General features: G+C 66.7%; 25 protein-coding genes and 1 riboswitch. Of the genes, 12 read left to right on the top strand and 13 right to left on the bottom strand.

All coding sequences use genetic code 11. The annotated features are described in order from the left end of the window. Entirely contained in the window at positions 1-897 is an 897-nt protein-coding gene (locus HLH29_RS12435; protein WP_182967257.1) for a LysR family transcriptional regulator ArgP, read from the bottom strand. Between the two features lie 75 nt (positions 898-972). On the opposite strand from HLH29_RS12435, the gene HLH29_RS12430 reads away from it, so the two are divergent. The 3 genes from HLH29_RS12430 (at position 973) to gluP (ending at position 3,280) form a co-directional block, all read left to right on the top strand. Further along, complete coding sequence (locus tag HLH29_RS12430; protein ID WP_182967255.1) at positions 973-1,629, top strand: LysE/ArgO family amino acid transporter; 657 nt, start codon at positions 973-975, stop codon at positions 1,627-1,629. 176 nt (positions 1,630-1,805) lie between these two features. Continuing rightward, positions 1,806-1,997, top strand: coding sequence for a hypothetical protein (locus tag HLH29_RS12425; protein ID WP_220791509.1), 192 nt, complete (start codon positions 1,806-1,808; stop codon positions 1,995-1,997). Beyond that, positions 1,994-3,280 (top strand): glucose/galactose MFS transporter, encoded by a 1,287-nt coding sequence (gene gluP / locus HLH29_RS12420; RefSeq protein ID WP_182967251.1) that lies wholly within the window; start codon positions 1,994-1,996, stop codon positions 3,278-3,280. The genes HLH29_RS12425 and gluP overlap by 4 nt, the downstream gene beginning before the upstream one ends. A 13-nt stretch (positions 3,281-3,293) precedes the next feature. Here gluP and HLH29_RS12415 read toward each other — a convergent pair whose 3' ends face one another. The 3 genes from HLH29_RS12415 to HLH29_RS12405 all read right to left on the bottom strand — a co-directional run bounded on the left by HLH29_RS12415 (position 3,294) and on the right by HLH29_RS12405 (position 6,959). Then, a complete protein-coding gene (locus HLH29_RS12415; protein WP_182967249.1) occupies positions 3,294-4,250 on the bottom strand; it encodes an aspartyl protease family protein in 957 nt (318 codons plus the stop codon). Between the two features lie 61 nt (positions 4,251-4,311). After that, positions 4,312-5,457, bottom strand: a complete 1,146-nt coding sequence (locus HLH29_RS12410) for an aminotransferase class I/II-fold pyridoxal phosphate-dependent enzyme (RefSeq protein ID WP_182967247.1) — start codon at positions 5,455-5,457, stop codon at positions 4,312-4,314. A gap of 113 nt (positions 5,458-5,570) precedes the next feature. Further along, positions 5,571-6,959: a sugar porter family MFS transporter gene (locus HLH29_RS12405; RefSeq protein WP_182967245.1), complete on the bottom strand. Its 1,389-nt coding sequence runs from the start codon at positions 6,957-6,959 to the stop codon at positions 5,571-5,573. A gap of 302 nt (positions 6,960-7,261) precedes the next feature. Between HLH29_RS12405 and pckA the strand changes: the two genes are divergently transcribed. Both pckA and thiC read left to right on the top strand, forming a co-directional pair. Next, positions 7,262-8,881: a phosphoenolpyruvate carboxykinase (ATP) gene (gene pckA, locus HLH29_RS12400; protein WP_182967243.1), complete on the top strand. Its 1,620-nt coding sequence runs from the start codon at positions 7,262-7,264 to the stop codon at positions 8,879-8,881. Positions 8,882-8,975: 94 nt separating this feature from the next. Continuing rightward, positions 8,976-9,087: riboswitch (TPP riboswitch) on the top strand. A gap of 67 nt (positions 9,088-9,154) precedes the next feature. Beyond that, positions 9,155-11,041: a phosphomethylpyrimidine synthase ThiC gene (gene thiC, locus HLH29_RS12395; protein WP_220791508.1), complete on the top strand. Its 1,887-nt coding sequence runs from the start codon at positions 9,155-9,157 to the stop codon at positions 11,039-11,041. Positions 11,042-11,118: 77 nt separating this feature from the next. Here the strand turns inward: thiC and HLH29_RS12390 are convergent, their stop codons facing one another. Continuing rightward, positions 11,119-12,585 (bottom strand): aminotransferase class V-fold PLP-dependent enzyme, encoded by a 1,467-nt coding sequence (locus HLH29_RS12390; protein ID WP_182967367.1) that lies wholly within the window; start codon positions 12,583-12,585, stop codon positions 11,119-11,121. Between the two features lie 140 nt (positions 12,586-12,725). Between HLH29_RS12390 and HLH29_RS12385 the strand changes: the two genes are divergently transcribed. After that, a complete protein-coding gene (locus tag HLH29_RS12385; protein ID WP_182967241.1) occupies positions 12,726-13,187 on the top strand; it encodes an Lrp/AsnC family transcriptional regulator in 462 nt (153 codons plus the stop codon). Positions 13,188-13,217: 30 nt separating this feature from the next. On the opposite strand, the gene HLH29_RS12380 is transcribed toward HLH29_RS12385, so the two are convergent. From HLH29_RS12380 to HLH29_RS12370, 3 genes are all read right to left on the bottom strand, one after another. Further along, entirely contained in the window at positions 13,218-13,397 is a 180-nt protein-coding gene (locus HLH29_RS12380) for a CsbD family protein (protein ID WP_182967239.1), read from the bottom strand. Between the two features lie 122 nt (positions 13,398-13,519). After that, positions 13,520-13,885, bottom strand: a complete 366-nt coding sequence (locus HLH29_RS12375; RefSeq protein ID WP_182967237.1) for a hypothetical protein — start codon at positions 13,883-13,885, stop codon at positions 13,520-13,522. A gap of 87 nt (positions 13,886-13,972) precedes the next feature. Beyond that, positions 13,973-15,211 (bottom strand): sugar diacid recognition domain-containing protein, encoded by a 1,239-nt coding sequence (locus HLH29_RS12370; RefSeq protein WP_182967235.1) that lies wholly within the window; start codon positions 15,209-15,211, stop codon positions 13,973-13,975. Positions 15,212-15,401: 190 nt separating this feature from the next. Here HLH29_RS12370 and HLH29_RS12365 point away from each other — a divergent pair, with 190 nt between their 5' ends. The 5 genes from HLH29_RS12365 (at position 15,402) to HLH29_RS12345 (ending at position 21,497) form a co-directional block, all read left to right on the top strand. Next, complete coding sequence (locus tag HLH29_RS12365; RefSeq protein WP_220791507.1) at positions 15,402-16,718, top strand: MFS transporter; 1,317 nt, start codon at positions 15,402-15,404, stop codon at positions 16,716-16,718. Between the two features lie 216 nt (positions 16,719-16,934). Then, positions 16,935-18,074 carry a glycerate kinase gene (locus tag HLH29_RS12360; RefSeq protein WP_182967233.1) on the top strand — a complete coding sequence of 380 codons (1,140 nt, stop codon included), beginning with the start codon at positions 16,935-16,937 and terminating at the stop codon, positions 18,072-18,074. Positions 18,075-18,641: 567 nt separating this feature from the next. Then, positions 18,642-19,769, top strand: coding sequence for an inositol-3-phosphate synthase (locus HLH29_RS12355; RefSeq protein ID WP_182967231.1), 1,128 nt, complete (start codon positions 18,642-18,644; stop codon positions 19,767-19,769). After that, the gene (locus HLH29_RS12350) at positions 19,769-20,485 is read left to right on the top strand and encodes a phosphocholine cytidylyltransferase family protein (protein ID WP_182967229.1); all 717 of its coding nucleotides are present in this window, start codon (positions 19,769-19,771) and stop codon (positions 20,483-20,485) included. Before HLH29_RS12355 ends, HLH29_RS12350 begins: the two co-directional genes overlap by 1 nt. Before the next feature lie 55 nt (positions 20,486-20,540). Then, complete coding sequence (locus HLH29_RS12345) at positions 20,541-21,497, top strand: CDP-alcohol phosphatidyltransferase family protein (protein WP_338030235.1); 957 nt, start codon at positions 20,541-20,543, stop codon at positions 21,495-21,497. A 29-nt stretch (positions 21,498-21,526) separates the two neighbouring features. Here the strand turns inward: HLH29_RS12345 and lptG are convergent, their stop codons facing one another. The 3 genes from lptG to HLH29_RS12330 all read right to left on the bottom strand — a co-directional run bounded on the left by lptG (position 21,527) and on the right by HLH29_RS12330 (position 25,149). Continuing rightward, a complete protein-coding gene (gene lptG / locus HLH29_RS12340; RefSeq protein WP_246374208.1) occupies positions 21,527-22,606 on the bottom strand; it encodes an LPS export ABC transporter permease LptG in 1,080 nt (359 codons plus the stop codon). Continuing rightward, on the bottom strand, positions 22,603-23,697 hold the full coding sequence (gene lptF / locus HLH29_RS12335) for an LPS export ABC transporter permease LptF (RefSeq protein WP_182967226.1): 1,095 nt from the start codon (positions 23,695-23,697) through the stop codon (positions 22,603-22,605). Before lptF ends, lptG begins: the two co-directional genes overlap by 4 nt. 168 nt (positions 23,698-23,865) lie before the next feature. Further along, positions 23,866-25,149: a glycosyltransferase gene (locus HLH29_RS12330; protein WP_220791506.1), complete on the bottom strand. Its 1,284-nt coding sequence runs from the start codon at positions 25,147-25,149 to the stop codon at positions 23,866-23,868. A gap of 183 nt (positions 25,150-25,332) precedes the next feature. Here HLH29_RS12330 and HLH29_RS12325 point away from each other — a divergent pair, with 183 nt between their 5' ends. Continuing rightward, complete coding sequence (locus HLH29_RS12325; protein WP_182967224.1) at positions 25,333-25,659, top strand: hypothetical protein; 327 nt, start codon at positions 25,333-25,335, stop codon at positions 25,657-25,659. A 22-nt stretch (positions 25,660-25,681) separates the two neighbouring features. On the opposite strand, the gene HLH29_RS12320 is transcribed toward HLH29_RS12325, so the two are convergent. Both HLH29_RS12320 and HLH29_RS12315 read right to left on the bottom strand, forming a co-directional pair. Further along, on the bottom strand, positions 25,682-26,017 hold the full coding sequence (locus HLH29_RS12320; protein WP_182967222.1) for a host attachment protein: 336 nt from the start codon (positions 26,015-26,017) through the stop codon (positions 25,682-25,684). A 35-nt stretch (positions 26,018-26,052) separates the two neighbouring features. Beyond that, the gene (locus HLH29_RS12315) at positions 26,053-26,838 is read right to left on the bottom strand and encodes a prephenate dehydrogenase/arogenate dehydrogenase family protein (RefSeq protein WP_182967220.1); all 786 of its coding nucleotides are present in this window, start codon (positions 26,836-26,838) and stop codon (positions 26,053-26,055) included. Positions 26,839-26,993 lie beyond the last annotated feature (155 nt).

Below are 26,993 nucleotides of genomic sequence, written 5' to 3'. Positions count from 1 at the left end.
TTAAAGCAGGTCATCCTGCGCTGCCGCGACGACCTCGCTCGTCAGGGCGTCCAGCAGCCGGGTGCCGATGCGGGCGTGCTGCCAGTAGAGCGGCACGTCCAGATGGTGGTTCGGCGTCAGGCTGACCAGTTGCCCGGTGCGCAGGTGGCTGGCGACCAGGGGGATGGGGTTCATGCACCAGCCCATTCCGGCCAGGGCGGCGTCGATAAAGCCGTGGGTGGAGGGAATCCAGTGCGTCGGCATGTCCGGTTCCGGCCCGAAGAGGGTACGGGCCCAGCGGGCGTGCAGATCGTCCCGGCGATCGAACCGCAGGACCGGGGCCCGGGCCAGGGATTCGGCGTCGACGCCGCTTGCGAACCATTGCGCCACGAAGGCGGGCGACGCCGTTGCCGCGTAGCGCAGGGCGCCCAGCGGCACCGTGCGGCATCCCTGGACGGGTGTGTGGTCGGTGGTTACGGCGGCCAGCACGTCGCCTGTGCGCAGCCGTTCGGCCGTATGGTCCTCGCCCGCGATGACCAGGTCGACCAGCCGGTCGCCGCGCCCGGCAAAGCCCGCGATGGCGGGAATGAACCAGGTGGCCAGGCTGTCGGCATTGACCGCGACGCGGATCGTCGGCGGCCCGGACTCGGCGATCTGGCTTGCCAGCCCGGGCAGGGCGGATGCCATTTCGCCCTCCAGCAGGCGGACCCGTTCGACATGGGCGCACAGCCGCGCGCCGATCACGGTGACGTCGCAGGGTTGCCCGCGCACGATCAGCACGGCGCCCAGCCGGTCTTCCAGCGTGCGCACCCGCTGCGACACCGCCGAGGCCGTGACGCCCAGCGCCGCCGCCGCGCGTTCGAAACTGCCCTCCCGCGCGACGGCGGCGACGGCGGCCAGCGCGGCGTAATCCAGCATCGGATTTAGCTCCGCTTAATCAGGTGAAGAGAATTAAGCTGGATTACGCGATCATCGCCCGGCATGGAAGCGGCCATGTTGATTCCTTCCGGCTTTGCCAGCGGGTTCGGCCTTGCGGCCGCCCTGATCGTCGCCATCGGCGCCCAGAACCTGTTCGTCCTGCGCCAGGGGCTGCTCCGGCGGCATGTCGTACCGGTGGTGATGTTCTGCACCCTGTCCGACATGCTGCTGGTCTCGGCCGGTGTGCTGGGGATGGGGGTGATCGTGCAGAGGCTGCCGGCGCTGGTCTGGGTTATGTCCCTGGGCGGCGCGGTGTTTCTGGCGTGGTACGGGTTCGGTGCCCTGCGGCGTGCCCTTTCCCCTTCCGCAATGGTGGCCGACGGGGGCGCGGGGCAGGATAGCCTGGCCGGCACGCTGGGGCGGGCTGCGGCCTTCACCTATCTGAACCCGCATGTCTATCTGGACACGGTGCTGCTGATGGGAGCGGTGGGCGGCGGGCTGCCGGGTGGGGCCAGGCCGCTGTTCGTGGCCGGGGCGGCGACGGCCAGCGCCTTGTGGTTTACCGGCCTGGGATTCGGTGCGCGCCTGCTGCGCCCGATCTTTGCCCGCCCGGCCGCGTGGCGCGTGCTGGATGGGATCGTCGCGGCGGTGATGCTGGCGCTGGCCGGCATGCTGGCGGTGCGTGGCCTTGGCGCCGCGACGCCCTGGCTGGCGACGCTGCACGGGCTGTAAGGCGCGGTTTTGGGGCTCTTCAGGGCTGGTCAGCCGGGGTGATGATATGCTCCGATGCGTGCGTGGTTTTCCTGCGACGCGGAGTGGCCCGGATGCCCGTTCCATCATCGAAGAAATGGTTTGCCGCGAAGCGTTATGGCATCGGTGCGGGCCTGCCTGTCGCGTGGCAGGGATGGGTGACGCTGCTGCTGTTCCTCGGGGCCGTTCTGTCCGCTTCGGCCATTCCGGTATTTTTTCATTCCGCCATTGCGGTTTTTGTCGAAATCGTAATCATTCCCGTCATCCTGGCTGTCTTTCTCGTGGTCTGCGCGGCGAAGACGGAAGGAGGCTGGATGCGGCGAGCGTGGGCGATGTGGGGACTGGCATGAAGCATATTTCCGCCGCCAGTCCGGCGGGGGCCCATGGCTGGCGGCCGATCGTCATCATGGCGCTGCTGTTCTTCAGCATCGGCTTCGTCACCTGGCTGAACGGGCCGCTGATCACCTTCGTGCAGCTTGCCTTCAGCCTCAGCGATGTCGCGGCCTTTCTGGTTCCATCCTGTTTTTATCTGGCTTATTTCGTTTTTCCGCTGCCCGCGACGCTGCTGGCGCGCCGGAGCGGGCTGAAGGCCGGCATGGCGATCGCGCTGATGGTGATGGCGGCCGGCACGGCGCTGTTTGGCGAATGCGTGACCGGGCGCTGGTATCCTGGCGCGCTGGCGGGGCTGGCGGTCATCGGGGCCGGCCTGTCGCTGTTGCAGGTGACGGTGAATCCTTACGTCACGCTATTGGGGCCGCATGATCGTGCGGCGCAGCGGATTGCGATCATGGGGACCGCGAACAAATTCGCCGGCATCCTGGCGCCGCTGGTCTTCGCTTCCCTGGTGATGCGCGATATCGGCGGTATCGCCACCCTGGTTCAGGGGGCGCCGTCCCTGGCGGCGCGGGATGCCGTGCTGGCGCATTTCACCCGCGCGGTGCATGCGCCATACCTGTTCATGGCCGTGCTGCTGGTGGTGATGGCGGTGTGGGTCCTGCGGTCGCGCCTGCCGGATATCGGGATCGGGTTGGAGGTGGCTGTGCCGGCCGACGGGCGTGATGGGGGCCTGTTCCTGCTGGCCCTGGGGGTGTTCAGCACGTTCCTTTATGTCGGGGTGGAAGTCATGGCGGGGGATGCGATCGGCCTGTATGGCCGGTCCTTCGGCCTGTCGCTGGACGTGACCAAATATTTTACCGCCGCGACCCTGGCGGCGATGCTGGCGGGATATCTGGCCGGCATGGTGATGGTGCCGCGCCTGGTGTCGCAGGAGCGTTATATGGGGCTCTCCTGCGCCATGGGGCTGGCCTTGTGCGGGGCGGCGTGGATGACGACGGGCCTGCTTTCCGTGTCGTGCGTGGCGCTGCTCGGCTTTGCCAACGCGATGATCATGCCGGCGCTGTTCCCGGTGGTCATGCGGACGATGGGCCGGCATGCCGACCATGCCGCCGCATTGCTGGTGATGGCATTTTGCGGTGGGGGCGTGCTGCCGCAGGTTTTCGTGCATCTGGCGGGGCCCTGCGGGGCGCAGGCGGCCTTTGTTCTGGTTGCGGGGCCGGCCTATCTGGTCATTCTGGCTTATTGCGGCCTGATGCTGCGCCGTGACGGGCGCGCGCCGTTGGAGGCGCGCCTTTGATACCGGCCTGTCGTCAGGCGTGCGGTGCCGGCGGCGCCGATGGTGGCGGTGGCTGATAGGGTGGGAGGGCGGCGATCGGTTGAACGAAGATCTCGGTCCGGTCCCTGGGAATCCAGACCCGGTGGCGGCGGAGGAATTCCGCCCCCAGAAGGCTGTGATCGGTCTCGCCGATCATCAGGACGGGATGGTTGAAGCGGAAGGGGCCGAGTTCAAGACTGTCGAACCTGTGCAGGAACCGGGCTGTTTTCTCGTCGTCGATGCCGAAGCCGATACCCTTGCGATCATTGGCGAGGTCGGATTTCCTGACGCCTGCCTCTGCGGCATCGTCCGCGGAAATCAGGGTCTTGGACGCGCCGCTGTCGAGAATCGCGTCCATGGCATGGTTATCGAGTTTGACGCGGACGATGATCTTGGTCTGGTCCCTGCCGTCATGGTCGGTGGGGACTTCGTAATAGGCGCCGGTCCAGTGCGGGATGAGGCCCTTGCAGCCATGGACATCGTACAGATTGACCCGATGGTTCGGCAGGTCGAAGACGACATCGTAACTGGACAGGAAGTCGGCGCCGAGAAGCCCGACAATGGGGCGCCCCTTGATGGTGCGGCCGTCCATCAGCCTGCCGACGGCGACGAAGGATACATCCGAAGCCGTCGCACTGCCCAGGCCGACCGTATGGGCCGTGACGATCGTGCCGATGGTTTCGCCGCCGACACCGAGCAGGCGGACCTGCCGGAAGCTGGAAGACAGGTCGAGCTTGTCGACCTGCTGCGGCCATAGGCTGCTGACGATGGCACCGGTATCGACGATGAGTGCCACGGGATGCCCATTGACGGTCGCCTTGACGACCGGGGAACCGCGATCGTTCAGGACGTCCAGATCGCCGACCGAGGCGACGGTGCAAGAGCCGTTATCAGCGCATGCGCCGAGGCCGAGGGGGATGCAAAACGGCAACCAGCGCAGGGATCGAAACATGGCGTCATGTTAGGATGTCATACAATCCTGGCAAGGTGTTGCGGGCGTGGCGAGGTGCCGGTCAGCGCCCCGCCCCGCCCGCGCGGGCGAACCAGGGGACCATGCGGCGCAGGGCTTCTTCCAGCCGGTCGGTCGAGACCGCGAAGCTGAAGCGCATGAAGCGATTGCCCTCGACGGGGTCGAAATCCAGCCCTGGCGCGGTGGCGACGCCGGTATCGGCCAGCAGCCGGGCGCAGAAGGCCAGGCTGTCATTCGTCAGATGCCCGATATCGGCATAGATGTAGAAGGCGCCGTCGGGTGGTGCGATGCGCTCGATCCCCAGTTCCGGCAGGCGCTCCAGGAGCAGGTCGCGATTGTGGCGGTACATGCGGACATGGCCCTCCAGCTCCTCGCGGCAGTCGAAGGCGACCAGTCCGGCATGCTGGCTGAGCGAGGGCGGGGTGAGGAACATGTTGCCCACGCGTGTCTGCACCGCCTCGATCAGCGACGGGGGGGCGACCAGCCAGCCCAGCCGCCAGCCGGCCATGCTGAAATATTTCGAGAAGCTGTTGACGACCAGCGCCTCGGGCTCGTCCTGCAGGACCGAGCGGACCGGGCCGACATAGCTGAGGCCGTGATAGATCTCGTCGGAGACGATGCGGATGCCCCGGTCGCGGCAGAGAGCGACGATGGCCTGCATCTCGGCTTCCGACAGGATCGTGCCGGTGGGGTTGGCGGGGCTGGCCAGGATGATGCCGTCCGGCGGCGGGTCCAGTGCCGCGATGGCGGAAGCCGAAAGCTGGAAACGCTCGGCCGGGCCACAGGGGATCTCGACCGGTTCCATATACAGAGCCCGCAATGTGTTGCGGTAGGCGACATAGCCCGGCCGGGCCAGCGCGACCCGCGCGCCGGGCCTGAAGGCGCTGTTCAGCGCCAGGACGAAGGCCGGCGAGGCCCCGCAGGTCAGCCAGATCTGTTCGGGCTGGACGGTGGCGCCATAGGTTTCCTGGTAATGGCGGGCGATGCGCGCCTTGAGCGGCGCGCTCTCCCAATAGCCCATCGCGTCGCTGTCCAGGACGCGGTGGGCCTCGGCGATCGCCGCCTTCGGCGCGCCGGTCGAGGGCTGGCCGAATTCCATATGCACGATATCGCGCCCTTCCGCCGCCATCTGGTGGGCCAGGGTGCTGAGCCCGACGGCATGGAAGGGATCGATGCGGGGGACGGTCATGGGCGGGCCTCGTCCGGCGTGGGAGGGCGAACCCTGTCGGCATAGTCGCCCGGCCGGCCGCCGACAAGCGGTCGTGCGGCTGGAGGGGCTTTTGGAGCCCCCTTCGGCGTTACCTACCGGCCCAACTGTTGGCCGCTCGCCGTGCGCAGGAAGGTGCCGGCACGCAGCCGGGCCTCGATCTCCTCCAGCGACAGGCCGCGCGTTTCGGGGACGAAGCGCAGCACGAACAGGTAGGCCAGGGCGTTGATCAGCCCGAACAGCAGGAAGGTGCCGCCGGCGCCGAACCCCTTGACCATCGACAGGGTCGTCATCGAGATCAGCAGGTCGGCCCCCCAATGCGCCGCCGCCACCAGGCCCATGCCCTTGCCGCGCACCGAGAGCGGAAAGACCTCGGCCCCGATGATCCAGATGGTGACCGACAGGCTGCCGACATTCAGCACCGCATAGCCCAGGAGCGACGTCACCATCAGCCAGGGATGCGACGTGCCCCCCGACGCCTGCATGTGGAACAGCTCGGCCAGTACCAGCAGGCACAGGCTGGCCCCCGGCAGGAACCACAGCAGCAGGGCACGCCGGCCGATCGCCTCGACCGCCCAGTTGCCGAACAATGTCGCGACGATGATCGCGATCCCGACCGCGACCGAGGTGAGGAGGGCCGAGCCCTGGCCGAACCCGGCGCCGGAGAAGATGGTAGGGGCGTAATAGAGGACGGCATTGATGCCGCTGAGCTGACAGAGCAGGGCAACGCCGATCGCGGCCACCAGGGCGGGGCGAACCCATGGGCGGGCCAGTTCCGACCAGGGATCCTGCCGGTCGTGCGCGTCGATGATGCTTTGCAGTTCTTCCTCTGCCGTGTGGTGGCTTTCGCGCACCCGGCGCAGGACGGTCCGCGCGCCCTCGAAATCGCCCTGCATGGCCAGCCAGCGCGGACTGTTGGGCAGGAAGGCCATGCCCAGCAGCAGGATCACGGCGGGAATGATCCCCAGCCCGAACATGAGCCGCCAGCTTTCATGCCGGAGCAGGTAGCCGGTGACGAACGAGACCAGGAGCCCGCAGACCACCGCGAGCTGAAAGAGGCCGACCAGGCGCCCGCGCCGGTGGGCCGGGGCCAGCTCGGAGATGTAGAGCGGCACGATCTGCGATGCCGCGCCCACCGCCAGTCCCAGCACGAAGCGTGCCGCGGTCAGCATCCAGGTACCGTTGGCCAGTGAGGCGACGAGCGTACCGAGGATGAAGATTGCGGCGGCAACCATGACGGTGCGCCGCCGGCCGCCGCGGTCGGACAGGGGCGCAGCCCCCAGGCAGCCCACCAGCGCCCCGGCGATGATGGCCGAGGTGACGATCTGCTGGCCGCCGATATCCAGATGGAATTGCGGGGTGATCTGCAGCAGGGCCGCGGAGATGATGCCGGTGTCATACCCGAACAGCAGCCCGCCGGCGGCGGAAATGCCCGCGATGACATCGATGAGCAGCTTGGCCTGCGAATTTTCTATATCACTCATTTAATTATTTTATGAACTGATTCGGAAAAAATCAAAGCAAAGTAGGGTGTCCGGTACAAAAAGACGGCGGTTTCGGACGAATTTGTGATGGTTTTCTATCGTCTTTCAAGAAACTTTCCGACAAGGGGATGCGCAGTCAGGGAGAGGGCAAAAGGAGAGGCAGGACAATACTGGAAAATGCGATCACGAATTTGTGACAGGGCGAGGGGACATCGATCAGGAGGTTGCCACGCTGATCGGGTCACACTCGCCATCCCCAGACGACACATCGGGGGAAACAATGATCGGGAAACGGAAAAAGAATGAACAACAATAATATATTCCGGCCTGCGGGTTCAGAACACGCGATAAGGGGCACCGGCCTGAATCATGTCGGGGCCGTGCATGCCAATCTCCATGCGCCCGAGCTGATCGGGCGTGCGATTCGCCGGGAAGAGGGCGCCTTGTCTTCCGGCGGGGCGCTGATGGTGCGCACCGGCCTGCATACCGGCCGTTCGGTACAGGACAAGTTCATCGTCGACGAACCCTCGACCCGCGACGGCGTCTGGTGGGGGGCGATCAACGCGGCGCTGCCGGCGGATTCGTTCCTGCGGGTCTGCGACCATGTGCGCGGCTATCTGGCCGGGCAGGAACTGTTTACCCAGGATCTGTATGCGGGTGCCGACCCGGCCCATCGCATCCGCGTCCGCCTGGTGACGACCCATGCATGGCATGCGCTGTTCGCGCGCAACATGTTCATCCGGCCGCCTTCGTCCGACCTGCCGGGGTTCGAGCCGGATTTCGTGATCCTGCATGCGCCGGACCTCGAACTCGACCCGGCGCGGCATGGGGTGCGCAGCGGCACGGGCGTGATCCTGTCGCTGGAGCAGCGGCTGGTGGTGATTGCCGGCACCCAGTATGCCGGCGAGATCAAGAAATCCATCTTCACGGTCATGAACTGGCTGCTGCCGGAGCAGGATGTCATGCCCATGCATTGCTCGGCCAATATCGGGCCTGGCGGCGATGTGGCCCTGTTCTTCGGCCTGTCGGGCACCGGCAAGACCACGCTGTCTTCCGATGCCGCGCGCCGGCTGATCGGCGATGACGAGCATGGCTGGTCGAAGGATGGCGTGTTCAATGTCGAGGGGGGCTGCTACGCCAAGGTGATCGGCCTGAAGCGCGAGGCCGAGCCGGAGATCTGGGATGCATCGCACCGGTTCGGCACCGTGCTGGAGAATGTGGTGGCCGATCGCGACGGCGTGCCGGACTTCATGCATGGCGGGCTGACGGAGAACACGCGCGCCTGCTACCCGATCGATTTCGTGGCCAATGCCAGTCCGGACGGCCGGGGCGGGGTGCCGCGCCATGTGGTGATGCTGACGGCCGATGCGTTCGGCGTGCTGCCCCCCATTGCGCGGCTGACCCCGGCGCAGGCGGTGTATCATTTCCTCTCGGGTTATACGGCGCGGATCGCCGGGACCGAGAAAGGGCTGGGGAAGGAGCCGCAGGCGACCTTCAGCGCCTGTTTCGGCGCGCCGTTCCTGCCGCGCCCGCCCGAACTGTATGGCGAACGGCTGGCGGCCAGCCTGGCGCGCACGCCGGTGACGTGCTGGCTGGTGAATACCGGCTGGACCGGCGGGCCGTACGGGACCGGCCGGCGGATCGCGCTGGCCCAGACGCGTGCGCTGGTCAATGCCGCGCTGGACGGACGGCTGGACGACGTGCCCTTCCGGGTCGAGGAGCATTTCGGCCTGTCGATCCCGACCCATGTGCCCGGTGTGCCGGACAGCCTGCTGGACCCGGCCTCGACCTGGGCCGACCCGGCGGCCTATGCGCGCGCGGCCGCGGACCTCGCGGAGCGGTTCGAGAAGAATTTCGAGACCTTCCGTGACGGTTGTGCGCCCGAGGTGCGGCAGGCCGCGATCCGCCCCCGCGCGGTATGAATGGACGGTGGCGCCGCGCGAGAATGTGACGCGTGGCGCCATCGGCGCATGCCGGTTGCTCTTGACCCCATCCCTCGGGCCGGGACTAAGATCGCCCCGTTCTCCGGGGAGTCGCATGCGAGCGGCTGAGAGAGGGGTGTTTTCCCCCTGACCCGTCGAACCTGATCCGGGTCATGCCGGCGAAGGGATGGGAATTGAGTGCGGCGCCGTGATGCGCCGTCCGTCATGACATTTCGCGCCGGCGCGCCCCCTCCATGAGCAAGAGGACGCGCCATGAATATCCAGACACAACCCGCGACCCCGTCGCGCCAGCCGACGCGTACGCCTGCGACCGGCGATGTGACGGTCGGCCCCCGCGTCGGCGGATACAAGGTCTATCAGGGCGGCACGCTGTTTCCCGACCTGCGCGTGCCCTTCCGGCAGGTTGACCTGCATCCCAGCGCCGGCGAGCCGCCGGTGACACTGTATGATCCGTCGGGCCCCTATACCGACCCCACGGTCGACATCGATATTGCGCGCGGCCTGTCGGGCCTGCGTGCGGGCTGGATCGCACGGCGTGGCGATTGTGCGGTGGTCGACCAGCCGCGCCAGGTGCGGCCGGAGGATAATGGCGGGGCCACCGGGGCGACGCTGGCGCCGGCCTTCGACAATCGCGGGCGGGTGGTGCGGCGTGGCCTGAAGGGCCGGCCGGTGACGCAGCTTGAATATGCCCGCGCCGGGATCGTGACCGAGGAGATGGAATATGTCGCGATCCGCGAGAATCTGCGCCGGGCGGCGACGGACCCGGCGCTGCGGGACGGCGAGGATTTCGGTGCCAGCATTCCGGATTTCGTGACGCCCGAATTCGTCCGTGACGAAATTGCCCGTGGGCGGGCCGTGCTGCCGGCCAACATCAACCATCCGGAACTGGAGCCGATGATCATCGGCCGGAACTTCCTGGTGAAGATCAACGCCAATATCGGCAATTCCGCCGTGCTGGGCCATGTGGCCGACGAGGTGGACAAGATGGTCTGGGCCACGCGCTGGGGCGCGGATACGGTGATGGACCTGTCGACCGGTCGCAACATCCACAATATCCGCGACTGGATCGTCCGCAACAGCCCGGTGCCGATCGGCACGGTGCCGATCTATCAGGCGCTGGAGAAGGTTGGCGGCGTGGCCGAGGACCTGACATGGGAGGTTTTCCGCGACACGCTGATCGAACAGGCCGAGCAGGGGGTGGATTACTTCACTATCCATGCCGGGGTGCGGCTGGCCTATGTGCCGCTGACGGCGCGGCGGGTGACGGGCATCGTCTCGCGCGGGGGCTCGATCATGGCCAAATGGTGTCTGGCCCATCATCGCGAGAGCTTTCTCTATGAGAAATTCGCGGAAATCTGCGAGATTATGCGGGAATATGATGTCAGCTTCAGCCTGGGTGACGGGCTGCGCCCGGGGTCGATCGCCGATGCCAACGACGCGGCCCAGTTCGCCGAGCTGCGCACGCTGGGCGAGCTGACCCGGGTGGCGTGGGACCATGGCTGCCAGGTGATGATCGAGGGGCCGGGCCATGTGCCGATGCACAAGATCAAGGCCAATATGGACGAGCAGCTTGCCCATTGCGGCGAAGCGCCGTTCTACACGCTCGGGCCGCTGACGACCGATATCGCGCCGGGTTACGACCACATCACGAGCGCCATCGGGGCGGCGATGATCGGGTGGTTCGGCACGGCCATGCTCTGCTACGTCACGCCCAAGGAGCATCTGGGCCTGCCCGACCGCAACGACGTGAAGACCGGGGTGATCACCTACAAGCTTGCGGCCCATGCCGCCGACCTGGCCAAGGGGCATCCGGCGGCCCGGCTGCATGACGATGCGGTGTCGCGCGCGCGCTTCGAATTCCGCTGGGAGGACCAGTTCAATCTCGGGCTCGACCCCGAGACGGCACGTTGCTTCCATGACGAGACGCTGCCGAAGGAGGCGCACAAGACGGCGCATTTCTGTTCGATGTGTGGGCCGAAATTCTGTTCGATGAAGATCAGCCAGGATATTCGCGACGCGGCGCGTAGTCAGAATGACGGGGCGGGTATGTCGGCCGCCGAAATCACGGCCGGGCTGGCGGAAATGGGGGAGAAGTTCCGGGCTGGGGGGAGTGCGATCGACGTGGCCGTGGTGGAGTAAGGTTTCTGTTCTTTTTTGAAAAAAGAACAGAAAAACTTTTGATCTTTTGAGTTCTGTCCTGCGGGCTTCGTAAAGCCTTAAACGGATAAAAGTCTTTTTGCTTCTTTTTCTTCAGAAAAAGAAGACTCTTCTGCCACCGCACGAAACCGTGCGGTGGCAGGGTCCGCCTTGTAAAAATCTGCCGTCGGATACGGCGCGCGGGCCAGTTCGTCCACGGCGGCGATAATCCGTGCCGCTTTTGCGTCATCCATCAGCACGCTGAAATTCAGGCGCGTCCAGCCGGGCTTGCGCATTTCCTCACCCGAGAGGATCGCGGCGCGCAACGTGTCGGATTCCGTGCGGTCGATGCCGAGCAGCCGGTGGGCGTAGGGGCCGGCACAGGCGCAGCCGCCGCGCGCCTGGATGCCGTAGCAGTCGGACAGCATGCGGGTGAAGAGCTGCTGGTGGAGCATGCCGCCGCGCTGCCGGTCGTGGACCTGCATCGAGAAGATCGGCAGCCGCCGTGTGGCGCGCGGGTTGCCCAGGATCACGAGATTGGGGTTGTGGTCCCAGACGGCCCGCGCCGCGCGGTACAGCGTGTCGTGGCGGGCATTCATGACATCCTGCCCGATCGCGTCCTTGACCAGGAAGGCGAGGGCGGCGCGGATGTCGCCGGTCACGTTGGGGGTGCCGGCTTCCTCGCGCGTTGCGATGCCGTTGGCATAATCATGGCCCCAGGGGGAGACGAAGCGCACCGTGCCGCCGCCGGTGACGACCGGGCGGTGCAGCGTGACGGCGGCATCGCGGACGATCGTGATGCCCGAGGCGCCTGGGCCGCCGACGAATTTGTGCGGCGAGACCACGATGGCGTCCTTTTCCCATTCTGTGCCGGGCTTCATGTCGATCGGCAGGTATGGGCCGCCGCCGGCATAATCCCAGACGGCAAGGGCGCCATGGGCCTTCAGCAGCGCCGTGACGGCATCGGTATCGGTGACGATGCCGGTGACGTTGGATGCGGCCGAGAAGGCGCCGATCTTCAGGCGTGACGGGTCGGCGGCCCTCAGGGAGGCCGCCAGATGCGCCAGGTCCGGTCCGCCCTCGGCGGCCTCGCCGATTTCGACGATCTCGGCGCCGCTTTCGCGCCAGGGCAGGATGTTGGAATGATGTTCGTAGGGGCCGATGAAGACGATGGGGGTGGCGCCGCTGCGCGCGGCTTGCGGCACGCCGAGCAGGGACACCAGCCGGTTCAGCCCCGCCGTGGCGCCCGAGCCGGTGAAGATGGTCGAAAATCCTTCCCCGGCGCAGCACAGGCGGGCGATGGCGGCGCGTGCGGCATGGCGCAGGCGGCTGACATGCCGGCCGCAGAACGAGGCCTCGGTATGGCTGTTGGCGTACCAGGGCAGGACATGATTCATCATGAAGTCCTCGACCTGGCGCAGGGCCCGGCCCGAGGCGACGTAGTCGGCATAGATGAGCTTCTGCACGCCGAAGGGGCCGGGGACGGGGGCGCCTTCGCCGATCAGCCCGGCGCGGAGACCGTCCAGCCCGCCCGCCTGCAGGGACATCGTGAAATCCGTGAAGAGATCCTGCCCGTCGCGCACCGTTCGCCTCCGTCAATGGATGGCAAAAAAATAGACGGGATTCGGTAGAAGAACTTTATCATTCTCTCGATTGAAACGGCCGAAATTGGGTCATATGATCGGGAATGGGCGAAAAACTGGATCATTTTGATCGGGCATTGCTGCAGGCGCTGCAACGCGATGCCGGCGTGTCGCAGCGGGAGCTGGCCGAGCGGATCGGGCTGTCGCAGAATGCCTGCTGGCGGCGGCTGCATGCGCTGCGGGAGCGCGGATTGATCCGTCAGCAGACGGTGCTGCTCGATCCCGATTCCGTGGGGCTGGGGCTGACGGTGTTTGTGATGGTGCGCACCCGCCACCATTCCCGGGACTGGCTGGACCGCTTTCGCGAGGCGGTGGTGTCGGTGCCCAATGTGATCGATTTCTACCGGATCGCCGGCGATTACGATTACATGCTGAAGATCGTGACGACGGACATGAATGCGTTCGATGCCATCTATCGCGCGCTGATCGCGCGGGTCGAACTGGATACCGTCACGTCCTACATGGCGATGGAGGCGATCTGCGACCGGCGGGACCTGCCATTGTGACAGGCCCCGCCGATCTTGTGCGTCTGGTGATCAGAATTTGTTGATCGTGCCCTTTACGGCACCTTTCGCCTTCTCGGCGGAGCCTTTCATCTTCTGCGCCTCGCCTTCGGCTTCCAGATTGGGATTCCTGGTCACCTTGCCGACATTGCGCTTGATCTCGCCGACCATCTTGTCGGCGTGGCCTTTGATCTTGTCCTTGAGTTCGCCCATCTCCGTGACTCCTCTGGTTCGTGGCCTCTCGGGCCGGAGGCTGGCACGGCGTAAAACGTCCGGGACCGATGGGGGTTGCGTAGCCGGGTTTCCGTGACGGGCCTGGCGATTCTGGAATGCGGTCAGTGCTGCTCGTCGCCGATCGTCGCCTGGTCGGGCGTGACTTCGCGCATCCGGGTGGGGGCCTTGCCTTTCGCATGGCTGGAGGTGGGGCAGGGAGCGGATGACGACGTGTCGTCGCCCCTCATGCCATGATGCATGCCGCCCATGCCGCCACCGCCACCGCCTCCACCGAAGCCGCCGCCGAAACCGCCGCCCGCCATGCCGCCACCACCCATGCCCCCGCCGAATCCATTGTGGCCGCCGAAGCCGCCCGAGCCGCCATGCCCCGAGCGGCAGGCTCCATCGGAATCGTCTCCGCCACAGGCGGCCAGCATCGGCAGGCAGGTGGCAAAAAGGCAGGGCAGCAGGATACGGGTCAGTTTCACGGTCGGCGCTCCATCGATGGACAGGAGGCGCGATGATGGGGACCGGCGGGCTGGAGGGAAAGCAACAGTCTGTAACCGAACGCGGCGTTATGTGGCGTCTTCGGAAAGGCCGTGTTCCAGGGGCGCCCTGTCGGGGGTCAGGTGCAGCGCCAGATACAGCGCGACGATATCCTTGCTGGCGGTCAGGTCGACGCCGCAGATGCTTTCGATCCGCCGCAGGCGGTAGTCCAGGCTGTTGCGATGCAGCCCGAGGGCGGCAGCGGTGGGTTGGGGCCGCATGCCGTGGGCCAGCCAGACCCGCAGCGTATGCAGCAGCATCGCGTGGCCCGTGGCCTCGAGCAGCGGGCGCAACGGGGCGCGCAATTCCTGGGTCCGCCAATCCTGGGACGGGGCGTCCAGCAGGACGGCCAGGCGCATTTCCTCGTAGAACAGGAGTTCGCGTTCCGGGTGCAGGCGCCGTCCGACATCCAGCGTTGCCCGGGCCGTGTGGAAGGAGCGCACCAGCCCGTCGGCCCCGTCGACGAACCCGCCCAGCGCGAGGCGCAGGTCGAGCCCGGTGGTGGCGCGGGCGCGGGCCAGCAGGCGGTGCGCCCGCTCGCGATGCCAGTCCAGGTTCCAGGTGCCTTTGGCGGTAAGGGCCGGTTTCAGCACCGCGATTTCGGCCAGGGAGAGCGGTGCCACCAGATTCCCGCGCTCCGGTTCGCCGAGCAGGGTGATCAGCTGGTGCCGTTCGCCCAGCAATGCCGCGGCGTCCGGCCCTTCGGAGCGGATTTCGATGATCGCGGCCACCCGTGGCTGCCGCAGGTCGATGCCCAGACGCGCCGCCGAGCGGGCCAGGGCCGGCGGGGTGGGGACCTCGCGCACCAGGCTCAGCACCAGTTCCTCGCGCAGGCGGGCGTCGCGCGAGAGGGTGCGGTTCTGGCGCGCATGCTCCAGCATCGTCTCGGCCGCCATGCGGACCAGCTCGGCGTAAGGGCGCAGCGAGCCGGGGGCGCCGGTCAGCCCCACGCAGCCCACGACCGTCCGGCCGATCCGCAGCGGCAGGTTGACGCCCGGCCGTGCGCCGCCGAACTGCCGGACGGCGCGGGCTTCGATCTCGACCGCGCTGCTGCGCGCCAGGACCAGGAGGGCCCCGTCATGGACCTGGCCCAGCCGGGCGGGGTCGCCGCTGGCGATGATGATGCCGCGGGCGTCCATCACGTTGATGTTGCAGCCGGTGATGGCCATCGACCGGTCGACGATCGCCTGGGCCAGGGCGGGGTCGATGTCCGGACGCCCGATGCCGTCGGGCGTGGCGGTATGGGCGGTTGGTTCCGGTGTCTTCATGCTGCTCTGTCATATGCCCAGAATTTTGTGCCGATTCTGGCATATTTATCGTGCGGATGCACCAAGACGGCGGGCCGCTTCTGCCCGTAGGGTCGATTCAATGGCCCGGCTGCCGCATGGTGTCTGGAGCCCCCGCCCGCGTCCCGCCCCCGGGACGTGGCCGGGCAAGAAAAACAAGCATCGGGGAAGAATGATGCACGCAGCCTCCGCACTCTCGTCACCGGCGGTGGGCCGGCTGGACGCGACCTTTCGCAAGGTCGCGGGCAGGGTGGTGCCCTATATTTTCGTCTGTTACCTGTTCAATTACCTGGACCGGGTGAATGTCGGCTTCGCCAAGCTGGACATGCTTGACGCGCTGCACATGTCCGAACGGGCCTATGGGCTTGGGGCCGGGATCTTCTTCCTTGGCTATATCGCCTGCGGCGTGCCCAGCAACCTGATGCTGCAGCGCGTGGGCGCGCGGCGGTGGCTGGCGCTGATCATGGTCCTGTGGGGCCTGCTGTCGGCGGCGCAGATGTTCGTGACCGGTCCGATCAGCTTCTACCTGTTGCGCTTCGTGACCGGGGCGGCCGAGGCGGGGTTCTTTCCCGGGCTGGTGCTGTATCTGACGCGGTGGTTCCCCTCCGAACGGCAGGGCCGGGCGCTGACCCTGTTCATGTCGGCGATTCCGCTCTCCGGCGTGGTGGGCGGTCCGTTATCGGGGTGGATGCTGTCGCATTTCGCTTCGGCGCCCGGTGGGCTGGCGGCGTGGCAGTGGCTGTTCCTGCTGCAGGGACTGCCGACCGTGGCACTGGGCATCGGCATGGTGATGCTGCTGAGCGACACGATCGAGCAGGCGGCCTGGCTGGCGCCGGAGGAGCGGATGGCGGTCGGCGAGGCCTTGCGGCGCGACCGGCTGGAGCAGCCGAAGCAGCTGGCCGACAGTTTCGGCGCCGTGCTGCGCAATCCGGCGGTCTGGATGCTGGGGCTGCTGTATTTCTGCATCCAGGCCGGGGTCTATGCGATCAATTTCTGGCTGCCGACGATCATCCGCTCCAGCGGCATCCATGACGCGGCGACGATCGGCTGGCTGAGCGCGGTGCCGTATGTAGGGGCCAGCCTGTTCATGATCGTCATGGGCCGTTCGGCGGACCGGATGCGCGAGCGGCGGTGGCATCTGGCGGTTCCGCTGCTGATGGCGGCGGGTGGGCTGGCGCTGGCGGCCCGGTTCCCGGATTCGATGCCTGTGGCGCTGGGGGCGTTGACGGTGGCGACCGCGGGGGCGCTGACCGGCCTGCCGATGTTCTGGCCGCTTTGCAGCGGTTACCTGAGCCCGGCGGCGGCGGCGGGCGGGCTGGCGCTGATCAATTCGATGGGGCAGCTGGCAGGATTCGTCAGCCCGTATCTGGTGGGCTGGATCAAGGACGCGACGCAGCGGACCGACGGGGCGCTGGCCCTGCTGGCGGCGATGGCGGTGCTGGGGGTGGTGCTTGTGCTGCGCATGCCCCCCACCCGCGTCAACCGCTGAAAGCGCGGCTGGACATGCGCGCTGGCGGCGATCCGGCGCGCGTTTCCTGTGCTCCCGTGCTCCCGTGCTCACGGCCATCAAGGCCGCTCCGCTCCGGTGCTCGGAAACGCACGACGGGCGTGCCGCTTGCGCGGCACTCTCGCTCACCAGCCCCCATGTCCAGCCACGCTTTCCGAGGCTCGGGTGGCATGATCAAAAACAAGGGAGGGGGCGGCGATGAAGATCGTGATCGTGTGTGATTCCTTCAAGGAAAGCCTGCCGGCGCTGCAGGTGGCCGATGCGATCGAGGATGGGTTCCGCGAGATCTATCCGGACGCGACTTATGTAAAGCTGCCGGCCGCCGATGGGGGGGAAGGCACGGCGGAGTCGCTGGTTCTGGCGACGGGTGGGCGGATGCTGACCCGGGAGGTGACGGGGCCGCTGGGCGCGCCGGTCACGGCGGCGTTCGGCATTCTGGGCGACGGGCGGACGGCGGTGGTGGAGATGGCCGCTGCCGCGGGGCTGATGCTGGTGCCGCGCGACCGGCGCGACCCGATGACGGCCACGACTTATGGCGTCGGGCAACTGATCCTGGCGGCGCTCGATGAAGGATGCCGGCACGTCATTCTGGGACTCGGCGGCAGCGCCACCAATGACGGTGGCGCCGGCATGGCGCAGGCGCTGGGTGTGTCGCTGCGCGATCGGGACGATGTCGCGCTGCCGTTCGGCGGCGGGGAGCTGGCCCGGCTGGCGCGCATCGACCTCTCGGGCCTCGATGCCCGGCTGGCCGGCTGCCGGATCGAGGTGGCCTGCGATGTCGATAATCCGCTGACCGGTCCCTCCGGGGCCTCTGCGGTCTTTGGCCCGCAGAAGGGGGCGACGCCGGAGATGGTGCGCCTGCTGGATGGTGCGCTGGCGGGATATGCGGATCAGGTCGCGGCGGCGACGGGGCGCGCGGTCGATGCCGTTCCCGGCGCCGGCGCGGCGGGCGGGCTGGGGGCGGCGGCGCTGGCATTCCTGGATGCCACCTTGCGGCCGGGGGTGGAGATTGTGATGGAGGCGCTGGGGCTGGACGCCATTGTGGCCGATGCCGACCTGGTGATTACCGGCGAGGGTCGGATCGACGGGCAGACCGTGCATGGCAAGGCGCCGATCGGCGTGGCCCGGGTGGCCCGGCGGCATGGACGGCCGGTGATCGGCATCGCCGGATCGCTGGGCGCGGATGCGGCCAGGGTGCATGCCCATGGGATCGATGCCGTCTTCAGCGTCGTCAGCCGGCCCTGCGCGCTGGAAGAGGCCCTGGCGGAGGCGGCGATCAATATCCGTGTGACGGCGCGCAACGTCGCCGCCGCGACCGCGATCTTTCGGGCGAGATGAGGCAAATGTAACCGGCGGGCCGGGTTCCGTGCGAGATTGATTTTATTTTATGTCAAATATGACAAAACGAAGACAGCGTCTCTGTGCTATGTCTGTTTTCCTATCTGGGATGGGTTATCCATAAAATATTGTTTTTATGAAGATATGGGGAAAGTGCCTCGCGTTCCGTGGGCGGGACGATGGTTTTTTGCCCGATGATAGATTGACTTAAATTAACTAAAAGACCATCGAGCTGTGTAACATAAGGGCTGGAAAAGATCGCTCCCGAGCCGTGGGTGCGTCCGATCAGGCCCGTGGCAGCGCTGGCCGAGGGAGACCTGACAGGGACGCATTCTTGATCTGGCGTCGGATTTCCCCGATGCTTGGCGAAAGAGCAGGAGGCTCGTGGCGATCGGCGCGGATCGCACCAGGGAGTGAGCGCGGTCATGGCGACCCCGTGGTTCGATGCCGCGTCGCGTGCCGATACCGGGCCTGTTCAGGCGACAATGTGCTTTTTGATTCGTCGTGCGGCCGGCGGCCGTCGCGACTGTTGGTTTATTATGGTCTCGAAGAGGGCAGGGAAACATTATGAAGACTAAGGGCGGTATCCGTATCGCGATCGTGGGCGTCGGCAACTGTGCCAGCGCCCTGATCCAGGGCATTCACTATTACGGCCCGAACCGCCACAACGAGGAAGTCATCGGCCTGATGCACGAAAGCCTCGGCGGCTATCGTCCCAGTGACATCGAGGTGGTGGCCGCGTTCGATATCGACGCGCGCAAGGTCGGCACCGATGTCAGCCGCGCCATCTTCGCTGCCCCCAATTGCGTCGTGAAGTTCGAGCCGAACATCCCCGACAGTGGTGTGACCGTGCGTATGGGCGCGGTGCTGGACGGCGTGTCCGAGCACATGGCCAACCATGACGAGAAGCGCAGCTTCGTGCGCGCCGACGCGGCCGAGCCGACCCGTGATGACGTGGTGGCGGAGCTGCGCCGCAGCGGTGCCGAAATCCTGGTGAACTACCTGCCGGTCGGCTCGGAGAAGGCCACCCGCTTCTACGCCGAATGCGCGCTGGAGGCCGGTGTCGGCTTCATCAACAACATTCCGGTCTTCATCGCCAGCGATCCGGAATATGCCGCCCGCTTTGCCGAGCGCAACGTGCCGATCATCGGTGACGACATCAAGTCGCAGCTGGGCGCGACCATCGTCCACCGCGTGCTGACCGACCTGTTCGCCAAGCGCGGCGTCAAGATGCTGCACACCTACCAGCTCAACACCGGCGGCAACACCGACTTCCTGAACATGAAGAATCAGGAGCGTCTGGCGTCGAAGAAGACCTCGAAGACCGAAGCCGTGCAGGCTGTCGCGAAGACGCGCATGGAGAACGAGGACATCCATGTCGGCCCCAGCGACTATGTGCCGTGGCAGAACGACAACAAGGTCTGCTTCATCCGCATGGAAGGCCACGCCTTCGGCAACGTTCCGCTGGAGCTGGAGCTGCGCCTGTCGGTGCAGGATTCGCCGAACTCGGCCGGTGTCGCCATCGACATGATCCGCTGCTGCAAGCTGGCGCTGGATTCCGGCGTGGGTGGGGTCCTGGCGGCGCCCAGCGCCTATTTCTGCAAGCATCCGCTGGTCCAGTACACGGATGACGAGGCGTACAAGATGGTCGAGGCGTTCATCGCCACCCATTCGACCGAGGCCGTTCCCGCCTGATGAAGTGCCTGATCGTCGCCGCCGGGCAGGGCAGTCGCCTGCGTGGCAAGGGGCCGCTCAAGCCCCTGGTCCCGATCAGGGGGCGCCCCCTGATTGCCGAGGTCATCGACCGCGCCCGCCGTGGCGGGGTCGATGAATTCGTCATCATCAACGGCTATCGCGGCGACGAACTGTGCGCGGCCCTGGACGGCATGGCGGAATGTGACGGGGTGCGCGTCACCCATGTCCATAATCCGGCATGGGACCGCGCCAACGGGGTTTCCGTCCTCTGTGCCCGGCCGTTCCTTGATGGGCCGTTTCTGCTGACGATGTGCGACCACGTGCTGGACCCGGACATCAATCGCCTGATGGCGTCGATTCCGGCCGGCCGGGACGGTGTGACGCTGGGTATCGACAGCAATGTCGAGCGCATGCTGAACGATCCGGACGATGTGACGCGGGTATTGTGCGGGGACGGTCGGATCGAGCGCATCGGCAAGTCGCTGACGGAATTCAATGCGTTCGACACCGGGATCTTCCGGTGCACGCCTTCTATGTTCGATGCCCTGGAAAGCAGCCAGGCCGAGGGCGAGGACAGTATTTCCGGCGCCATGAACACGCTGGCCCGCTGGCACAAGGCTTATGTCCTCGATATCGGCGAGCGTCTGTGGATCGATGTCGATGACCCGGTGGCCTATGACAAGGCCGAACGCCTGATGGCCCAAGGGCTGCTTTGACAGGCATTGCCCTGGCCCCCACGGGTCAGGGGACGAGGAAACAAGGGCGCCAGTCGTGTTGCAGCAGACAGATCCCGTGCGGCGCACGTCGGAAATCGAAGAACTGACCAATTTGTATGTCATCCATCCGGTCTCGGGGTGGCTGACGCGGCATTTTGCCCGCATGGGGGTGGCGCCCAATGCGGTGTCGCTCTTCGGCATGGCGGCGGGTGCGCTGGCGGGGGTGGCCTATTACCATGTCGGCGATCCGCGTTTCGCGGTCGCCGGGTTCCTGCTCATGATCATCTGGCATGTCATGGACGGCGCGGACGGCCAACTGGCGCGGCTGACGGGCAAGCAGTCGCAGACCGGCAAGATTCTGGATGGCATCTGCGATTATGTGACGTTCGTGTCGGTCTATGTCGGGCTGGCGCTGGCCCTTTCCGCCCTTTACGGGGCGTGGACGTGGGCGCTGGTCATGCTGGCCGGCCTGTGCCACGCGGTGCAGTCCGCCGCCTATGAACGGCAGCGGCAGGATTATAATTTCTGGGGCTGGGCGCGTGGCGCGGCACCCGTGGCACGGGCGAAGGTCCGTTCGGGCCGGCGCATGGGCGACCTGCTGTTCGGGCTCTATAGTCGACTCGAGGCGCTGACCGCCGTGGGCGGGGAGGCGGGGCTGAACCAGCGCCTGACCAGCCTGCTGGCGGCGCATCCCGACCGCGCGCCGGTGATCCGGACCGTCTATCGCGAGGCCTTTGCGCCGCTGCTGCGCGGCTGGTCGATCCTGTCGGCCAATTATCGGACGATCGGCATCTTCCTGTGCGTTTTCTGCCGTGTGCCGCTGGCCTATTTCATGTTCGAGATCGTGGGTTTTTCGGCGATCCTGGTGATGTTGCTGGCCCGGCAGCGCGCGTGTGATGCCGCGTTCACGGCCGGGCTGGATGGCCTGGACACCGATCTGCCGTGCCCGGCCGGCCGCCGCCGCGACCAGGCGGCCTTTGTGGTCGAGGCCAAGGCGCCCGTCGCGCCCTGACGGCGCTGCGGGGCTTTTGAAAGGGCCTCTTATTCCCTGGTGTGAATGAAGAGGTAGGCTGCGGACAGCATCAGCAGGATCGGGGGCGTCAGGGCCGTGATGGCCGGGTTCAGGTCCAGCAGCAGGCCCAGCCGGTTGGTGATTTCCTGTCCCAGCGAGAACACGATGGCGATCGCGATGCCGATCGCCATGCGATAGCCGAGATTCTGCGAGCGGGGCGGTCCGAAGACGAAGGGTGCCGCGCAGGCGATCAGCGCGATCATGGCGAATGGCGTGCTGATGCGCGACCAGAGTTCCTGCTCATAGCGCGTGGCCGGCAGGTGGTGCCGTTTCAGGTCCTGGATGTAGCGATACAGCGCGATGGGCGGCACGCTCTCGGGCGGCAGGCTGAGGAAACGGATCTGCCGCGACGACAGGAAGGCATGCCAGATCATGCTGTCCTGATGGCTGGTGTGGAACTGGTCGGCGACGATGTCCTTGCGTATGACGTCCGCCAGCACCCAGTCATCGTCCGCGCCGATGGTGGCGCGGGCCGCGTGCAGATATTGTGTCAGCGCGCCCTGGTCGTCGAAACGGTAGATGTCGACATCCTCGCCCAGCGTTTCGTTCACGAAGCGGTGGACGCCGAGGAACTGTTGGTCGCCATGGGCCCAGAAGGCGCTGTCGTCTCCGGCATTCGCCGTGCCAGCCGTCAGGGCGGCGGTGCGGCCCACCTGGGCCATGTGGCGGGCCGAGGGGACGATGAACTGCCCGACCAGGAACAGCAGCACGATCGTCGGCACGATCAGGCGCAGCACCGCGCCGATGATCTGCATTTCCGACAGGCCGATCCCCTGCAGGGCAGTCAGTTCCGAATGTTTGGCAAGGCCGCCCAGGCCCAGCAGGCAGGCCAGCAGCATGGCGATGGGGGTGACCTGCATGAACCGTGCCGGAGCCAGCAGGGCGGTATAGGCGGCGGCATCGGCCAGATGATAATGCCCCTGGCCGACGAAGGAGAGCTGGTCCACGAATTCCAGCAGGCTGAACAGCGCCGTCAGCCCGCCGGCGACCAGGACGAAGGCCCGCAGCGTGACGAGCTGGATATAGCGATCGAAGCGTCTCATTCTCATGCTGCGTTATCCCGCCGGGACAGCAGCTCGGCGATCTGGCTGCGCAGCATGAACCCCGTCAGGGCCGCCAGCAGGGCGGGCGCCCACCAGATGCCGGGAACGGGGGCGACCATGCCGTGCTGGACCCAGGTTCGGGCGGAGGTATAGAGCAGGTAATAGACGAAGAAGATCAGGATCGCGGTCCCCAGTTTGCCGTAGCGGTTCTGCCGGGGGCGCCCCCGGGCCAGCGGCACGGCCAGCATCGCCAGCAGCATGGTGGTCAGGGGGGTGGACAGGCGCCACTGGAATTCCGCCACGTCCGCCGGTTTGTGCGAGGTGGCGATGCGCAGGCTGCCGGCGGTGACCGAACTGTAGTCCGGCGTTTCCACGACATGGCGATTCGGGTCCTGGGTGATTTCGCGCACGGTCAGGACCTGATCGTGCGCCCCTGGCTTGGTGCCGATATCGTAGATATGGGCGTTCTTCAGCCGTACATAGAGATCGGTGCGGCCATTGTCCTCTTCGGCCACCGGATAGCCGAGTTCGGCATGGATGATCCGTATGTCCGTGGGGCGGCGCAGCTGGACGAAGATATCCCGGGCCGGGCCGTTGGGGCCCTGGCGCCGGGTGAGGAAGATGACGCGCGCGCCGTTCTGTACGACATAGAAGGTGCCGGGCTGCATCGCGTCGACGTCCAGCGTCAGTTCGGCGCTGCGCGAGAGGGCATGCAGCCGCTCATAGGCCCAGGGGCGCACGACCAGTGACAGGAGGCCGACCCCGATGGCGACGCATCCGGCCAGGACCATGACATGGCGCAGCAGCATGGTGGGGGTGACCCGCAGGGCATGCAGCGCCGTGATTTCGGAATTGCCATACAGCGTGCCCAGCGCCAGCACGATCGACAGGTACAGCGCCACCGGCACCAGCACTTCCAGGCTGATCAGGAGCTTGAGCACGATCAGTTCCACGATCGTGTTGGTGGACAGCAGGCCGTTTACCGCGTCCGACAGGAAATCGGCGGCGCTGTAGCCGGCGAACAGGGCCATGCACACCACCAGCATGGTCGCCAGGGGCCTCCCGATTTCGCGCAGAAGATAGTTGCGAATGATCAAGGTATGAAAACCGTCTGTCGGGGACACGCGTCGCGCCGGGGCGCACGAACCGGTCCCTCCGTCCTGTCACGCCGGACGGGCGCGGCCTGTGCCGCGCGTGAACGCACCCCTGATTGCCCGAGGATAAAAGAGCGGCCTGCTTTCGTCAAACCAGTTACCCCGGCCGGTTCACGTGTCGGAGGGCGGGAGGATCGGCGACCCGGTGCGCAGCAGATGTTTCAGCCAGCGCCAGCACTGGCGCCGATAGAGGCGCCATTGGGGCGCTTGCCAGCGCATGACCGGATCGGCCGGGGCATCCAGGCGTTCGGAGATCGCGGTCATGATCCGGGTGGCGCGGGCCTCCCAGGTCAGGGTGCGGCTTTCCGCCAGCGCGGCCTCGGCGAGGCGGGCGCAGAGCGTGGGGTCGTCGGTCATCTGCCGCACCGCTTCCGCGAGGGCGGAGGGAGAGTCTGGCTGGCAGAGACAGGCATTGACCCCGTGGCGCAGGATTTCCCGCACGTCTGGCGTGTCCCCGGCCAGGATGGGGCGGCCCGATGCCATGTAGAAGAACAGCTTGAGCGGCAGGACGGTCGAGCCGAAGCGCGTCAGGGGCTGGAGCGAAGGCGGGATCAGCAGGACATCGGCGGCGGCGACATACAGGCCCAGGGTCTCGGGCTGCTGGAACGGCACGATCCGCACGTTGGGCAGGGGGCGGGCCTTCTCTTCGATCGGGCCGTCGCCATAGGAGCCGACCAGGATGAACAGCCGGTCGGGCAGCAGGCGCGCCGCCTCGATGACCACGTCCAGCCCCTTTCGCTGGTTGATCCGGCCCGTATAGACGACCGTCCGGGCGGCGGGGGGGATGGACAGGACCTGTCGCGCGGCTTCCGGCGTGGGGCGCGCATCCAGCCGCTCGGGCTCGAAGCCATTATGGATACAGCGCAATCTCGCGGCGGGCACGCCGAGTTCCAGATATTTCCGCCGCGTATAGTCCGAATGGCAGATATTGAGGATGAAGCGCGGATGGCTCATCAGCCGGTGGAGCCAGCGGCGCAGCGGGGGGATCTGGTCGGGCCAGGGGCGGTAATGGTCGAAGACCACGCGCTGGCCGAACCGGATGGCCATCCAGGCGATCCACAGGTTGCGGGTATAGACCAGGTCGGCCTGACGGAAGGCCCGGCGGCAGACGATGGTCAGGCCGCACATCAGATGGCGCAGGACGGCCGGGCCCAGCGGTGCCCATGCCCGTACCACCGTCAGCCCCGTGGCCTTGCCCATGGCTGCGCAGGCCGCCTGGTCGCGCATGGGAACGTGCAGCCGCGCGCGGGGCGCCAGGCGGGCCAGATAACGGGCGGTGGTGATGAAGACTTCGGCGTCGGCCTCGGCACTGGGGAGCGGATTTTCGAATGCGAAAAGGATTCCGATCCCCGCATCCGGGTTTCCGGCATGGCCGCTCTGTCTCACTGGTCGCATCCATCAGGCTTCTGTCCGGGCGCTGGCCCGCCGATGGCGCATATGACCGGGAACGTCCGTGGCTGTCCAGAAGGGGGCGCCATGCCGGCGCTGGGGGCGGATGCAACCATCGTGGGCACGGCGCGCTACGAAATCGGTTGACGGCCCCCTTTTTGCTCTCTGTCTGGTTCGGAGGAAACGGTCATGCGTGATCTGACCGCCATCGAGATCCTGTCGCACCTGACCGCGCTGCGCGCTGAGGTGTCGGGGTTGCATGTGGCCTTGCAGACGGTACGGACCGTCCATGTGCCCTCGTCATCGCGGGTGGTCGCAGACAGTGAGATCGTGACGGTTACGCTCAACGGTTCCGTTCTCCGGCGTGTCGAGGATTGGCAGGCACGGCAGTCGGACCTGCCGAACCGCGCGATCGCGCTGGAACGGATGATCGAGGCCTTTCTCGATCTGGATGCATGGGCCAAGCGCTCCGGCCTGAACGGGTCGGGCGCGGAGGGCGTGGGCGCCGAAGCTTAGCCCCGGCGCTCCATTGCGTGGGTTATGGCCAGCCGGTCGCCGGTATGTCGAAATGATCGATCAGTTCGTGGTCCGGCAGCTGTGCCAGTTCCCTGGGCACGGCCAGGATCAGCCTGTCCTGGGCGGCGGCGGTCAGTTCGGCGCGGATGGCGTGCAGGAGATGGCCCGGCGCGGCCAGGACGAAGCGGCTGATCGTGCCGTCCGTCACGCCGTGGTTCAGCGTCGCGGCGATCGTGGTGGCGAACTGTTCGGTGGTCGCGATGTGCCGGATGGTGTGCAGCGCGGGTCCTTCGTGGCGGAGCAGGCGCGCCGTGTGCGCGTCGGCGACGACATATGTCACGGGGTCGATCGTTGTCATGATCTTCTTCTCCCTGTCCAAGACCGTATCATCTTTCACCCGAACGCCCTTTCGGGGAAGGGGGCTGCGTCCTTCGCGTCATCACTTTCCGCGATCCGGCCGGCGATGGCGAGGAAGCGCCGGCGCACCGCGCCTGCGTGGGGATTGAGGTGCGCGATGGTGTGAGAGACGTCCGGCGCGTCGTCCCGCACCATGGCGGTGGCGGCGCGGATCAGGTCGAAGCTGCTGGTGCTGATCCGTTCGGGCATCGGGCCCATCTCGGAGAGGATGCGCGCCAGCAGGTGGGTCAGGCCCTGCGCCATCGCGGCGTCGCGGTCATGGGCGTCCGGCGTGGTCAGGATCACGTCCAGCCCCAGGGTCCGGCGCAGGAACGCGGCCACGGGGCCGGGCCTGGTCCGCCGGAGCGGGCAGAGCACGATGCGGTGGCCGGCGATGCCGTCCCGCGCGCTCTGGGGGCCGAACAGGGGATGGGTGGCGATGATCCGGACATGGTCCGGCAGTTCCCGGCACAGGATCTCCGCCGGCAGGATCTTGACCGACCCGACATCGGCCACCAGCGCGTGGCGCGGTAGATGGGGGGCGATTGCGCGCGCGACCGCCTGCATCCGCGCGACCGGAACCGCCAGGATCACGATCGGGCAGGCGGCGGCATCTTCCAGATTCGTCGCCGTGACCCCCGGCATGAGGAGGCCCGGCGGCAGAAGGGGATCGTGGACGCGGATGGGGCAATGGGCGGCCAGGTGGGGGGCGATCAGCCGCCCGAAGGCGCCGAAGCCGAACAGGCCGATCTGGGAAGAAGAGGGAAGAGATCCGTCTGACATGACACTGCTTTCGGGAAGCTGCGTTGTCAGGAGGAATCTGGATTGTTCGACCGCCGACGACGCAGCGGTTGAACACATGACAAGCCCCCGCCGCTATGAATGCGGCGCGTAATACAGTCCGGACAGGAAGGACGGGGTGATCATGCGCGCAGATA

Origin of the sequence: Gluconacetobacter tumulicola (genome assembly GCF_014174215.1) — a bacterium.
GTDB lineage: Bacteria > Pseudomonadota > Alphaproteobacteria > Acetobacterales > Acetobacteraceae > Gluconacetobacter > Gluconacetobacter tumulicola.
The sequence above is the reverse complement of the archived record's forward strand: the minus strand, read 5'-3'. Positions and strand labels throughout refer to the sequence as shown.